The 13,679-nt window shown below is 48.1% G+C and carries 13 protein-coding genes and 1 riboswitch; of the genes, 5 read left to right on the top strand and 8 right to left on the bottom strand.

Going from position 1 to position 13,679, the window contains the following annotated elements; translation table 11 throughout:
• Positions 1 to 19: 19 nt before the first annotated feature.
• The gene (locus KNO92_RS07905; RefSeq protein WP_214760783.1) at positions 20 to 1,090 is read right to left on the bottom strand and encodes an SDR family oxidoreductase; all 1,071 of its coding nucleotides are present in this window, start codon (positions 1,088 to 1,090) and stop codon (positions 20 to 22) included.
• Positions 1,087 to 3,261 carry a PAS domain-containing sensor histidine kinase gene (locus KNO92_RS07910; protein ID WP_214760786.1) on the bottom strand — a complete coding sequence of 725 codons (2,175 nt, stop codon included), beginning with the start codon at positions 3,259 to 3,261 and terminating at the stop codon, positions 1,087 to 1,089. The genes KNO92_RS07905 and KNO92_RS07910 overlap by 4 nt, the downstream gene beginning before the upstream one ends.
• A 126-nt stretch (positions 3,262 to 3,387) precedes the next feature.
• Between KNO92_RS07910 and KNO92_RS07915 the strand changes: the two genes are divergently transcribed.
• Positions 3,388 to 3,882, top strand: a complete 495-nt coding sequence (locus tag KNO92_RS07915) for a restriction endonuclease (protein WP_214695935.1) — start codon at positions 3,388 to 3,390, stop codon at positions 3,880 to 3,882.
• A gap of 218 nt (positions 3,883 to 4,100) precedes the next feature.
• Entirely contained in the window at positions 4,101 to 4,583 is a 483-nt protein-coding gene (locus tag KNO92_RS07920) for an LURP-one-related family protein (protein WP_015880506.1), read from the top strand.
• A gap of 55 nt (positions 4,584 to 4,638) precedes the next feature.
• On the opposite strand, the gene KNO92_RS07925 is transcribed toward KNO92_RS07920, so the two are convergent.
• The gene (locus KNO92_RS07925; protein ID WP_214695937.1) at positions 4,639 to 5,262 is read right to left on the bottom strand and encodes a DUF1836 domain-containing protein; all 624 of its coding nucleotides are present in this window, start codon (positions 5,260 to 5,262) and stop codon (positions 4,639 to 4,641) included.
• Between the two features lie 151 nt (positions 5,263 to 5,413).
• Here KNO92_RS07925 and KNO92_RS07930 point away from each other — a divergent pair, with 151 nt between their 5' ends.
• Both KNO92_RS07930 and murB read left to right on the top strand, forming a co-directional pair.
• Entirely contained in the window at positions 5,414 to 6,064 is a 651-nt protein-coding gene (locus KNO92_RS07930; RefSeq protein ID WP_074034266.1) for a diacylglycerol/polyprenol kinase family protein, read from the top strand.
• Between the two features lie 152 nt (positions 6,065 to 6,216).
• On the top strand, positions 6,217 to 7,137 hold the full coding sequence (gene murB, locus KNO92_RS07935; protein ID WP_214695939.1) for a UDP-N-acetylmuramate dehydrogenase: 921 nt from the start codon (positions 6,217 to 6,219) through the stop codon (positions 7,135 to 7,137).
• A gap of 99 nt (positions 7,138 to 7,236) precedes the next feature.
• Here the strand turns inward: murB and ald are convergent, their stop codons facing one another.
• The 4 genes from ald to trhO all read right to left on the bottom strand — a co-directional run bounded on the left by ald (position 7,237) and on the right by trhO (position 11,299).
• On the bottom strand, positions 7,237 to 8,367 hold the full coding sequence (gene ald / locus KNO92_RS07940) for an alanine dehydrogenase (protein ID WP_214695941.1): 1,131 nt from the start codon (positions 8,365 to 8,367) through the stop codon (positions 7,237 to 7,239).
• Between the two features lie 132 nt (positions 8,368 to 8,499).
• The gene (locus KNO92_RS07945; protein ID WP_214760789.1) at positions 8,500 to 9,723 is read right to left on the bottom strand and encodes a PucR family transcriptional regulator; all 1,224 of its coding nucleotides are present in this window, start codon (positions 9,721 to 9,723) and stop codon (positions 8,500 to 8,502) included.
• A gap of 91 nt (positions 9,724 to 9,814) precedes the next feature.
• The gene (locus KNO92_RS07950) at positions 9,815 to 10,240 is read right to left on the bottom strand and encodes a divergent PAP2 family protein (RefSeq protein ID WP_214695945.1); all 426 of its coding nucleotides are present in this window, start codon (positions 10,238 to 10,240) and stop codon (positions 9,815 to 9,817) included.
• A gap of 117 nt (positions 10,241 to 10,357) precedes the next feature.
• Positions 10,358 to 11,299 carry an oxygen-dependent tRNA uridine(34) hydroxylase TrhO gene (trhO, locus tag KNO92_RS07955; RefSeq protein WP_214695947.1) on the bottom strand — a complete coding sequence of 314 codons (942 nt, stop codon included), beginning with the start codon at positions 11,297 to 11,299 and terminating at the stop codon, positions 10,358 to 10,360.
• 228 nt (positions 11,300 to 11,527) lie between these two features.
• On the opposite strand from trhO, the gene KNO92_RS07960 reads away from it, so the two are divergent.
• Positions 11,528 to 12,172 carry a TVP38/TMEM64 family protein gene (locus tag KNO92_RS07960; protein WP_074034276.1) on the top strand — a complete coding sequence of 215 codons (645 nt, stop codon included), beginning with the start codon at positions 11,528 to 11,530 and terminating at the stop codon, positions 12,170 to 12,172.
• Between the two features lie 18 nt (positions 12,173 to 12,190).
• On the opposite strand, the gene KNO92_RS07965 is transcribed toward KNO92_RS07960, so the two are convergent.
• Positions 12,191 to 13,474 carry a Na+/H+ antiporter NhaC family protein gene (locus KNO92_RS07965; RefSeq protein ID WP_214760790.1) on the bottom strand — a complete coding sequence of 428 codons (1,284 nt, stop codon included), beginning with the start codon at positions 13,472 to 13,474 and terminating at the stop codon, positions 12,191 to 12,193.
• Between the two features lie 69 nt (positions 13,475 to 13,543).
• Positions 13,544 to 13,638: riboswitch (SAM riboswitch) on the bottom strand.
• Positions 13,639 to 13,679 lie beyond the last annotated feature (41 nt).

Genomic DNA, 13,679 nt, shown 5'->3' on the forward strand with positions numbered 1-13,679 from the left:
CAAAAAGCCCTGAACGCATTCAGGGCTTTTCGTGTGTCATGAAATATTGGACGACCTCCGGTAGGTAATCTTGAAGATCCGGACAGACGATTCCAGTCCCATCGAGCGCACGAATCGTTTGCGTCGTATCGAAATGGACAGGATGTTTGAAATAGTCTAGCAGTTCGTGCGGAACATCCAGTTGTGCGGCGTTTTTCCAAGTCGTGAATGCGACATCTGCAACAGCATGGGGAACCGTGCCGCGAGGAGGACGGTGGAACATCGTCTCATGTAGCATGCGATACACTTCACGCGCACCATGCGGGAAAGGATCCGTCAAATGAAACGTCCGTTTCGACCCGACTGGCGAGTGTGCTAGGAAGGCGGTCGCTTCCACGACATAATCATAAGGAACTAAATTCACTTCGACGTTCGCACGCCCGATATAAGGGAGCGGTCGCATCTGTTGAAGTTGCGCCATCAATTTCAATACAAAATAGACACCGTCAAACTTCTTCGTTTCACCGGTTCGACTATGTCCAATCACAATACCAGGACGAATGATAGTGATTGGCATCGCTCCCATCTCGCGGGAGACGAGTGCTTCCGCTTCATATTTAGTCGCTTCATAATGATTTTTAAATCGAGCCCGATGCCAGAGTTCGTTCTCATAGACGGTCCCTTGCCTGCGACCGGCAATATAGGCCGTACTGAAATAGACATACCGCTTTAACTGTTTCGACCGTTTGGCGAACGCCGTGACGTGTTTCGTACCGAGGATATTGATTCGATACCCCGTGTCATACGGAATGCTCAAGTCATAGGCCGCAGCTAGATGAAAGACGTAATGCACGTCACGCTCGATGACAGAGCGCATAATCGGATCGAGAATCACTTCCGGTAACGTGATGTCCGCCTCCACTAAGACGAGCTGGCGAGGCTCGAGGGATGTCGTAGACAGCAACATTTCTCGTAGTTCTTCCGATTCACGCTGTTGGTTCGGGAGATGAAGCGCATAGATTGTTCCGATTTGATGAGGCAACGACGCAAGATGTTCGATTAACTTTCCAGCTAAAAATCCAGGGAATCCGGTAAAGGCATAATCGTTCATGATAGTTCCTCCGCTAAGTCTAGTGTGAATGTAAACGTCGATCCTTTTCCGACAGTCGATTCCACTTCGATGCTGCCGCCATGGGATTCGATGATTTCTTTACAGATGGACAAGCCAAGACCGGTCCCACCAATTTTACGTGTATCGGAGTTATCGACCCGATAAAACTTTGTAAAAAGTTTCTCGAAGGCGTGTTCAGGAATACCGATTCCGAAGTCACGAATAGAGACGTGGGCTTGATTGTGGTCGTGCCGGACCCGTACTTCAATTTCTTGTTCGTTCGGCGAATACTTGATGGCATTAGAAATTAAGTTGACGAGTACTTGTTCAATGCGGTCCCGGTCAGCAATCAAGCGTAGGTCTTCATCATCGTTATCGAAATGAATGGCATGGTCATTTGTTTCACGGAAGCGTTCAACCACATCTAAGACGAGTTCATTCAATGAGAACTGATCTTGCTTGTATTCCTGATGACCACCCTCCATGCGTTGAATGTCTAAGAAGTCATTGAGTAACGCCGTTAACCGTGACGCTTCTCGTGACATCGTCTTCAAGAAACGTTCTCGCTTATCAGGCGTCAAATCGCGAGCGAGCATCAACTCGATGTAGCCAGATAATGAAGAAAGGGGTGTCCGCAGTTCATGCGAGACCGTGCTCACCAGTTCGTTTTTAATCTGATCCATCCGCTCTTCTTCCGTGCGGTTACGGAATACGAATAAGAAACCGCTATCCATTCCGATTTGTCGTTTCGTATCCATCGTCGTGCCGTACATCTCGTAATATTCCTCATCCCGATCGTTCGGTTGAGGGATGGAAAAACGCATGGACACTTCCCGAGCTGTTCCGTCTAACAGTTGATCCATCTTGCGCAACATCTCGCTTCGGTCGCGAGGACGGAACGTGGAGAGGAGGGGGATCCGCTCTTGTATTTTATTCGGTGCGATCCCAGGTAAGTCCATGAGGCGTCGCGCATGGACGTTCATGAACAAGACACTCCCGTTCGACTCGGTCAAGACGAATGCTTCGTTTGACGCTTGTAAAATCGATTGAATGATGTCCCGTTGGCGGGCAATCGCATTTTTCTCTCGTTCGAGCATGCGTTCTATTTTTTTACGGTCGCTAATGTCACGCATGACGGCGACTCGTAATGTTTGGCCTAGATACGTCACTTCTTTCGGGTAGACCTCCATCTCTAGAAACGTGCCGTCCGCTCGTCGTCCGATTACTTCATATGGTGTTTGGATATGGTTGCGGATTCGTCGCAACACATCTGCCCGATATCCTTCGGCAATAAATTCAACCGTTTGCCGACCGACCATTTGTTCGGCTGGGATTTTGAAGATGGATTCCGCTGCTTTGTTCGCATCAAGAATCATCCCGTCTTCGTGGAATAGGACGGCCTCGATGACAGATTCGGCAAACATCCGATAGCGTTGTTCCTTATAACGGAGTTCTCGTTTTAGTTCAATCTCAGGACTCACATCAAATACGAAGAAAAAGAATCCGATGAGTTGCTCTTGTTCATAGACCGGATGCATAAAGAGTTTTCCGATAAAATGTGTCCGGTCTTTACATTGAAATTTCCACTCACGGTCTCCTTTGTCGAGTGCGAGGCGTAACATTTGTTCGAACGAAAGCAACCGTTCTGTCTCATCTTGATAGGCAGAACGCTTTTCGCTCAGCTCCCTTGACTCGAACAAAGCGAACGGGGTCATCTCATATAACACTTCATGAGGAGCGTAGCCGAACAGTTCCGTCGCTCCCTGGTTAAATCGAGTGATCAACATATTGGCATCCGTCATGATCATCGCCATGTCGAGCTCGGAGTGCATCATCGCTTCAAACGCATTGTGTTGAATCGTCACGCGTGTATCGAGAGGGAGTGGTTCGATGGAAAGAATGTAGTGTTTTTCCCAAGGGATGGCATGCACACGCATCGTCGGTAGTTCATACATCCAAGACAGTCCTTGCTCCATTCGGCGAGATAATTCCATCGTAATTGGAGACTGGTTGACCATATGAAAGAGGTTCGTACGAGTCTGTAGATTCTCTGGAAACTTTTCTAGGAACGGCCGGTTTGCCTGAACGATTGTTCCGTCTTTTTCTATTAAAGCAACCCCGTAAGGTAATGCATGTAATAACTCACTGTGGAGATTGGTGCGATTCTCCATGAACGATCATCCCTCCTTCGTGGTGTCAGACGAGCATATCTTCTATAACATTCGACAGATCCCCCTTTCATTTCCTGCCCTCGAAACGGTAAAGTGGGAGAGAGGACGTGGAAAGGAACGATGGGGATGATTGGATTACTTATTAGTATGATCGGTGCTATTGGTCTATGGTGGTTCGGAGCACCGCTTTGGAGCAGTATCTTACTACTCGTGTTAGGAATCGTGTGGTTCGTCTGGAGAGCTCGACTGTCGACAATCGACCGAATCGATCGGATGGATGGCCGAGAATTCGAACTGTTTTTAGAGAATGTGTTTACGGCGCTCGGATACACGGTCACCGTGACACCAGCCTCGCGTGACTTTGGGGCAGACTTGTTACTCGAGACACCCGATGGATGGTCGATTGCGGTACAAGCGAAACGGTATGAAAAGGTAGTCGGTCTTGAAGCGGTTCAACAAATTGCGGCTGCCGTTCCGTATTATCAGGCACATGAAGGATGGGTCGTGACGAACTCGACATTTACGGACAGTGCGTATGAATTGGCGGCGCCAAATCAAGTTCGTCTGATTGCAAGAATGGAGCTTGAAGAACTCTTAAAAGAAGCGGGATATAAGCGATAAGAATAGGCATGTTCACAAGTTCGACAGAATCCAAAATGATGTCGAAAAAAAGGGCTTGTCTTTTTCTTTAATCGATGCAATAATCATCTTCGTCATATGAAATATGTAGTAGTTGAAACGAGATAAAAACTACACAGAGAAACGATTGGGGTTTCAAGAAATGCCCGACCGTACACATACAAACAATCACGGTTGGAACGTGCTAGGAGGAAAAAGCGGTGCGCAAATTAATTTATGTAAAAGGTTGCGTCTTTACGCAAGGCGAGGCGACCATTTATGATGAGACAAATGATGCGATCGGATCTGTTCACCGCGACGCGGAAGGCAGTGTCCAAGTGCACAATTTGTCTGGACGACAGATCGCTCACGGGAAGTATATCCCGAACTGCCAAAAATGGGTCGTGATGAACCATGACGGACAGGCGATTGGTCAATTGAAAGACAAGTTCTCGTTATTCGGGAAAAAGTGTGAGTACAACGTCTATGAACGCGGACTCTTCACGATTCAATACGATGTGGAACGTCATAAGTTCAGCGTCCGTGACAAAGCAGGTAAGCTTGTCGCGGAGCTACGGAAACAAGAGGATGACACGTTCTGCTTAACGAAAGAAGCAGATCAGCTATCGATGTTCGAACTCCTTTCTGTCTTAAAAACGTTAACGGTTAAATCGCGGATGCCGCTCGCAGCATCTGTCTCATAACGATGACGAGCACCGGTCCTTGACCGGTGTTTTTTGATGCAAAAAAACCGTTCCATCAAATGAAACGGTTCAAATACTGCTTGGCCTCGAGCTCGAGTGTCGTCACACGATGTGCGTACAAACAGAGCTTTAGGACATGAATGATATTCGGATGTGTGTATTTCGTTTTTTCGAGAGAACGCTTGGCACGCGTATCGAGCAGGTCGATTGGGCTCGTCGACTTCGCATACTCTGCGTATAATCGATAAAAATCAATCGGAGTGATGAAGTCGTCTTCGTCCCGGTCAGGGTTGTTGAAGATAAGTGCCAATAAGGAACTTGTCTCTTCAAGTGAGAAAAGGTGTTTCAAGTCATCAAGAAGGTAGATGATGGCTGCTTGATGCAAGGAATACTTTTTACCGATTCGTGGGACACCGATGATTTTACGGACTTCACGCTTCGTCCAGTTTTGAATCGTTGTCGCCGAGAGATGTTCTCCGGTCAATGCGTTCGCAAGGGCAACGATTTGATTGATGGACAAGCCGTTCTTTTCAATATGAAACAAGTGGATTTTTCGAAGCTCTTTTGGAAAATGTTCACGCACGTCTTCAGGGAAGAGGGCGATGGCTCGCTCGATTTCTCCGACCTGCATGAAGTGAAGGCAATCTGCCAAAGTTTGAATTGAAGTTGCGTCGCGCATACGGCCACCCTTTCTATCACCAACATCGTACGTTGGCTATACAGTCATTTGACCTCATTCTACCAAATGTTTGAAAAGTAAGCTAGGATGGGCACTGATTAAGGTATAATGACGGTATTATACACATCCTATACATAGAGGTGGTCAAGCAATGAATGAATGGATTAGTTCGATTCTTTCCATCGTGATTGTCCTTGTATTTCTCGTCGGTCTCGAACAAGTTGGAAAGCGTCTTGGGTGGACAGACGAAACGATTCGAAAAAGTGTACATATCGCAGTCGGACATTGGTCGCTACTAGCGGTCTGGTTAATGGATTCTTGGTACGTCGCGGCAGTCCCGCTCATCTTCTTCACCTTCGCGAACGCGGTCTTGTTATATAAAAGCCCATCACCGGTACATCAGACGGAACGGAAGTCTTTCGGAACGGTCTATTATCCAATCGCTTTACTCATCATTTTATACTTCTTCTTTGAGTCGGAACCGATTGCATTTTTAGCGGGATCACTCGTCCTCGCCTGGGGGGATGGAATGGCTGCATTGATTGGACGGAAGTATGGGACAGTCATCTATGATTTGTACGGTCAAAAGCGTTCCTTCCAAGGGAGCGTCGCCATGTTCTTAAGCTCGTATGCGGTCTTATTTTTATTGTTTTTGTGGAATGATGTCGTCATGTGGCAAGTGGTAACATATGGATTTATCATTTCCATCATCGCCACACTGACTGAAGCGATTTCATACCGAGATTGGGATAACTTTACAATTCCGATTGTAGTGGCTGTAGCGACATCGCTATTGTTATAAACTAATCATGACATTGTAAGAAAAACGTTGCTTGTCACGTCCGACAATCATTTGTATACTGTGTTTCGTACTGAAACCATTCAGTGACGTGCTCGGTACGAAGAAGATGTGACTGAGACACTTAAATAGAACGTAAAGGATTGAGTGAACGCATGAGCTTTTTACAGCAACTCCAGAGTATTATTCCGGCCGAGCGCGTCCTCCAAGACGAGCCGCTGTCGGCACACACGTATACAAAACTAGGCGGGAAAGCAGATTACTTCGTAGCCCCCCACACATACGAAGAAGTCCAAGCCGTCTTAGAACTAGCCCATCAGGAAGCAATGCCGTTCATGATTCTCGGGTTCGGTTCAAACTTGATTGTCCGCGACGGGGGAATTCGCGGAGTTGTTTTAAACTTGAACGAACTGAATACGATTCGTCGTGAAGGGAACCAAATCGTGGCACAGGCTGGGGCAGCGATTATCGATGTCTCACGTCAAGCGCTTGCGGAAGGTTTATCCGGTCTTGAGTTCGCCTGTGGTATCCCTGGAACGGTCGGTGGCGCCGTCTATATGAACGCGGGTGCATATGGTGGAGAAACGAAAGACGTCATCACGTCTGCGACAGTATTGACGTCGGACGGACAAGTGCTTCATTTGTCAAAAGACGAATTAGAACTCGACTACCGCACCAGCCGTGTATCAAAAGAAGGGTTCATCGTGTTAGAAGCGACGTTTGAGCTCGAACCGAAAAACTACGAATTGATCAAAGAAGTCATGGACGATTTGACGTATAAACGTGAATCGAAGCAACCGCTCGAATATCCTTCGTGCGGAAGTGTCTTCAAACGTCCGCCAGGCTACTTTGCCGGCAAGTTGATTCAAGACTCTGGTCTTCAGGGCAAACGAATCGGAGGAGCGGAAGTATCGCTCAAGCACGCAGGATTCATCGTCAACATCGCGGAGGCGACAGCGACGGAATATATTTCGCTGATTCGTCACGTGCAAGCGACCGTTAAAGAGAAGTTCGAAGTGGAATTAGAACCGGAAGTGAAAATCATCGGGGAAGATATCGCTGTCGAAAACGCATAATGGGAAGAAGGAACTGAGCGATTTTGTTCAGTTCCTTCTTTTATTTCATATATTTCATACGAAAAAGACGACGAGAACGGGCATCTCGTCGTCTTTCGATTACGCTTGTGTTTGTTTTGCAACTGCCTCATAGGCAGGGACGAACGGATACTCTAAATCACGAGCGACCGCTTCGTATGTGACCGTACCGTTGATAACGTTTAAGCCTTTAAGAAGGGCATCGTTTCCGAGGAGTGCCGGGAGCACACCTTTTTGTGCACATTCGATAATGTATGGCATCGTTGCGTTCGTAAGCCCCATTGTCGATGTGCGTGGCACGGCACCTGGCATGTTGGCGACGGCGTAATGTTGCACACCGTAACGTTCATACGTTGGCGCATCATGCGTTGTGATATGATCAATCGTTTCACAAATTCCACCTTGGTCAATGGCGACATCGACAATCACCGATCCTGGGGACATGCGTTGTACCATTTCTTCTGTGACAAGTTTCGGTGCTTTTGCTCCAGGAATCAAAACAGCACCGATGACGAGATCACTCTCAGCTACTTGTTTGGCGATATTGTATTTGTTCGAGATTAATGTGTTGATTGTGTTTCCGAACAAGTCGTCGATTTGACGAAGACGAGCTGGGCTGATGTCCATCAAGGTAACGCTTGCCCCGAGACCGATGGCGATACGCGCTGCGTTCGTTCCGACGACACCGCCCCCGATGACCGTGACGTTCGCACGAGGTACGCCCGGAAGACCTGACATGAGGATTCCTTTTCCACCGTGCGGTTTTTCGAGAATCTGTGCCCCGATTTGAGCAGCCATACGACCTGCGACTTCACTCATCGGTGTGAGAAGTGGTAACGTCCGATCGACTTCGACCGTCTCATACGCGATAGCAGTGATGCCTGATTCGACGAGTGCTTTCGTTAATTCTGGTTCTGCCGCTAAGTGCAAATACGTGAAGAGCGTCAGATCAGGACGGAAGTATTGATATTCAGACGGCTGCGGCTCTTTCACTTTGAGCGCAAGTTCGACGCCTTCCCATACTTCTTTCGCCGTTTCGACAATTGTTGCACCGGCATCGATATATTCCATATTCGTGAAACCACTGCCGAGACCGGCATTTGTTTCGACGAAGACGTCATGACCAAGTTCCGTTAACATAAATGCACCCATCGGTGTCAAAGCCACCCGATTTTCATTGTTTTTAATCTCTTTTAATACCCCGATTTTCATGGAACATTCCCCTTTCATTCCGTTGACACAAATTGTTCACACCCCTAGTATAGACCCATTCGAAAACGCTGTCTTTATCATGGATTCTAAAAACGAAGACGCTCACTTTGTGAAAAAACACAAAGCGAACGCCTAGTCTTCTAATCGATATTGGCCGGCTTTAATCGCCAAATAAATCATGGACCGTTCGGGTAAGGAAACTTGCGTGATATTCGTCAACTCTTCGATGCGTCGAATCCGATACAAGACGGTATTCGGATGGATATGAAGGTGGGCGGCGACCCGCTTTACGTTCCCATCGAAATAAAAATACCATTCGAGCGTCTTCACGAGTTCGGTCTGATGGGACGAGTCATAGTGTTGCAACCGTTCAACGGTCGGATGGGTTTCCAGTCGAAGTCCGATGCGACGTGCTAGTTCCGGGACGAGTTGATAAATCCCGATCTGTTCGAAGGCGCGAGAAGTCGCGAGCTCAAGAGGGAACTTACGACGAAGTGTTGTGACACGACGTGCCTCTTCCGCTGCGGCGTACAGCATGTCACTTTCGAAAAAACGCCGACTGATTCCGAGTCGCGGCTCAGATTCAGTGAACTTGTCTTGAAGCAACTGCTCGAACCGTTCCGCCCAAGCGAGCAATTCCACTTCTTCATCGGAAAGTTCGGATTTCATGTAATGCCAGACGAGTAACTGCTGTCCATCGATGGCATGCAAGACCACTTCGATCGCCTCTTGGGTCGCGAGCACATAATGCAGACGTTCAGCGAGTTGCGGGGTGATCGGTTGAGCGCATTCAATAATCGTCAGCCGACTGGCGACCGCAATGGGGGCGAGTTCGTTCAATCGTTCGCGATTGGCATCAGAGAGCGTCGGGGAAGCGAGGACATCTAACAAGAAGCGTTCAAGTTCCGCGCTAATGCGCCGTTCGTGCATCGCGATTGTCATGAGCAACTTCTTAGCAATGGTCGCTCCTTCCTGCAAGATGGCTAATTCTTGAGTGGTGAACGGGTTCGTTCGAGCCAAGCTCCAAATATAACCGAGTACTTCGTCATGTTGCTTGATTACGATGGCTGCACGTTCGCCGAGCCCGACAGCGAGCCGTGCCGGAATGACGACGGGCTCATCTTGGTCGATGACTTCTCGTAAAATCCCACTTTCCCATAAATCTTCAATGACGGCTTCTGGAACACGACGACCGATGATCGTGGCGATCCTGGCCGGGTCGGTCGAATCGGGGTGGGTGCTATACGCCAGCAACTGGTGGTGGCGATTCTCGATCGTGATGGGTGCTCGAATCGCTTGACCGATTGCTTCGGCGAGTGTATCGAGAGACTCATAAGATTTCTGCAAAAAAGGCATGTCGATTCCTCCTCTCTCTGAGTATAACTTCTTCTTTGTGAAACTTCACAAAAAGAATCGAGAGTGTGAGAAATGACATACCTTTAGTGGATTACATCGGGAAAAACAATCCGACAACGAGACCGAGTAACGCCCCGACGATGACTTGGAACGGCGTGTGCCCGACAAGTTCATTTAATAGTGGAGTCTCGTGTTTAATCCCTTTGAAATAATCGTTCAATAGTCGGGCCTGAAAACCGACTGCTTGACGGACGCCGGTTGCATCGTACATGACGATGGTGGCGAAGACGACAGCGAGGGCAAACATGCTCGAGTCGATGCCTTCCATCCGTCCGATTGCTGTCGCGAGCGCGACGACCGTAGACGAGTGTGAACTCGGCATGCCGCCTGAAGCGAACATGATTTCAATTTCAAAATCCCTTGTTTTAATGAGTTCGGTTACGAGCTTGGCTGCTTGGGCGATAAACCAAGCAAGAATCGCAGCGAGTAAAGGTTCGTTAAACATGCATCTATTCACTTCCTGTCTGACATAGTAACTTCACTATACCCGAAAGCGGGGCAGACTAGACGTTAAGATTTCGTCAAAAAAAGTGTCACGGACGGCTTGTCCATGACACCTTTTGGTCGATTTTTGTTACCCGACTACTCCTTCAGTTTCCTGAAGTTTCTCTGCAATGTTGTCGATGATATAACGGTTGCGTGGGTGTTCTTGACACTCTTTCGAGCATGAACGCATTTGTTTCGGTTCACACTCTTCACAACAGAAATGTTGCACATTGCACTCCGGGTTTGCACAATTAACGTAACGAACCGTCTCGGTTCCACAGTGCATGCAGTGTGAAACAACAGTCGGGTTCACAGAGTTAACAGGGACGTTGATGCGCTCGTCAAAGACGTAAAGCTCACCATCCCAGTTTTCCCCTTTCGTCGCTTCGTCTTTTCCATACATCGCGACGCCACCTTTTAAGTGGAAGATGTTGTCGTGACCTTGGTCACGCATATATGCTGTAAATTTCTCGCAACGGACGCCACCAGTACAGTACGTGAGCAGTGTTTTCCCTTCGTAGAGGTCTTTGTTCTCTTCGAGCCATTCTGGCATGTAACGTGAAGCCTCTACATCGATTTTGATCGCGTTTTTAAAGTGACCAAGTTCGTACTCGTAGTTGTTACGAACGTCGAGGATGACGACATCATCACGATTCATCATCTCTTTCCATTCTGCTGGTTCGAGGTATGCACCGTGTTGTTTCGGTACATCAAACTCACCATCAAAGCGCCACGTCACGAGCTCTTTCTTGTGACGGACAAAAATTTTCTTGAACGCATGCTCTTCGACTTCATCGATTTTGAACTCGATATCGCTGAAGAGTGGGTTTGCTTTCAAGTCGTTCATGTATTGCTCAGTCTGTTCCCAAGTACCAGAGCACGTCCCGTTGATTCCTTCGGAGGAAATCAAGATGCGTCCTTTGATGCCAAGGTCTTTACAATACTTCAAATGTTCTTGCGTGAGTGTTTCTGGGTCTTCGATGTTGACGTACTTATAGTACAGCAAGACCCGCATTGGTTTTGTTTCCATGTTGTGTTGCTCCCCTGTGTTCAGTTTTTTGCAGGAAAACGAACGTTGGGTTGTGTCGTTCGACGAATAGACTTGCCTGCAACCACAAGTCCATTATTATATGATAAATATCACGACGAATTTTCGCAAATGGTTTTTAATTTTTTTTGACGAATGCAGGTAGATGCGTCTTGAAAATCGAATTCGGGTATTAGAGTAGTAGTAACGAAAGTTGAAGGTGGAACGACTATGCTCACTTCTCTCCAACAGTACATCATCCAATTAATCGAATGGCTTCAAAGTTTGCCTGGCGGTCCTTGGGCCGGACTCGGCGCTCCGTTTTTAGAAGCGATCTTTCCGTTTTTGCCACTCGTTTTAATCATTTCAGCGAATGCGGCAACATATGGTTTTTTGTTAGGGGTCCTTTTATCATGGATTGGGAACTTACTCGGAACGATTGTCGTCTTCGCGGCGGTCCGATATGTGTTTCGTAAACCGATGACGCGCTGGCTCGAGAAACATAAAGCGGCGGTCTATTGGTTAGAACGAATCAACCATATGAGTCCGATCTCACTCGGGTTCTTGTATTCGCTCCCGTTCATCCCAGTCAGTTTGATCACCTATCTGCTGGCACTCATTCAGATGCCGCTCCGTACGTTCATTTTGGCGGCGGGATTCGGGAAACTACTCGTCGTCGTCATTTTCTCGGTCATCGGGGATCAATGGGAAGAATTTATCCAAAGCCCGTTTCGTTTATCGATGCTCGGTCTGCTTTTGGTCGCATTGTGGGCCATCAGTCGAGGATTAGAAGAAGTGCTCAAACGACGCGCTTTCAAAAAACGCAACGAGCAATTGAAGCAAGAGATGATCACTAAACGACAAACACCCCTTTAAACAAGGGGTGTTTGTCGTTTAAGACTGCTTTTTAAAACGCGGGAAGTTGAATGCAATCGCAATTCCTCCGCAAATAAAGAGGAGAAACGGATAAAACATGAACGGGACGAGGTCCGGCGAAGCGGTCTTCGTCAACTCTGCGGCGATGAGAAGTTGCGCTCCGTATGGGAGAATCCCTTGTACACCACATGAGAAGATATCGAGCACACTCGCTGATTTTTTCCGTTCGATGTCGTATTCGTCCGCAATGTTCGCGGCGAGTGGTCCGGCTACGAGAATGGAAATCGTATTGTTCGCGGTCGCTACGTTCGTCGCACTGACGAGACCCGCGATACTCCACTCGGCACCAGCACGTTTTTGAATCCGTGATGTCAACGCATCACGCAAATACGTGAGTCCGCCGTTGTGCGAAATAAGTCCGACGAGGCCGCCCATGAGTAACGTCAAGAACGAGATTTCGGCCATACCGACCATGCCATCGGCGATAGCGGTCACAAATGCTGTGACGGATAAGCTTCCGTCGAGAAGACCGATGATTCCGGTTAGCGTGATCCCGCCCAACAGGACGAGAATGACGTTCAGTCCCGTTAACGCCAGTCCGATGACCGCGAGATACGGAATAAGTTTATACCATTCGAATGCAGCGACATCAACCGTCGATTCACCGTTCGACAAGACGGCGAGTAAAATCGTCGTGATGATGGCAGCTGGTAGCACGATCCAAAAATTTGTCCGGAACTTATCGCGCATGTTCGTCCGTTGCGTCCTTACGGCAGCAATGGTCGTGTCCGAGATGAATGAGAGATTGTCTCCGAACATGGCTCCGCCGACAACTGCCGCGGCTGCAATCGCGACGTTCACACCACTCTCCTCATGGATACCGAGGGCAATCGGCGCAAGTGCCGCAATCGTCCCGGTCGATGTACCCATTGCCATTGAAATAAAAGCGGCGATGACGAAGAGTCCGCTCAAGAGAAGCGATGGGGGTAAAAGCGTCAACGCCGCGTTAACCGTCGCGTCGATGGCACCGATTGATTCAGCTACCGTTGAAAAGGCACCGGCCAGTAAGAAAATAAAAATCATAATGATGATTCCCGGATTTCCGGCACCTTGTGCGATGCGCTCGACGGTTTGTGTTGCGCTTCCTTTTGTCATGAACGCTGCAACCATCAATGCGATCAGGGCTGCGACGAGGACCGGAAACTTATAGAAGTCTCCGTAATAGACACCCGCTCCGATGAAGAAGAGTAAGAAGACGAGTAACGGCAGAAGTGCCCACTTGTTTGCTGTTGGTTGTTCCAAAATAATCACCTCACTAAAAAATAAAAAGGACCTTTTTCTTGAGAAAAAGGTCCTTCGTGCGAAATACCCTTTTCATCTTTCGGACTGTTGTCCGCTGGATTTGGCACAGGTTCCCCGCTGCCGAGACTTCATAGGGCCAGTCCCTCCGTCTCTCTCGATAAAAAGTTAAGTTATCCTATTATCAAACACGTTCCCTAACGTACCT

The sequence above is a fragment of the Exiguobacterium sp. s129 genome, from assembly GCF_018617585.1.
Taxonomy (GTDB): domain Bacteria; phylum Bacillota; class Bacilli; order Exiguobacteriales; family Exiguobacteriaceae; genus Exiguobacterium; species Exiguobacterium aestuarii_A.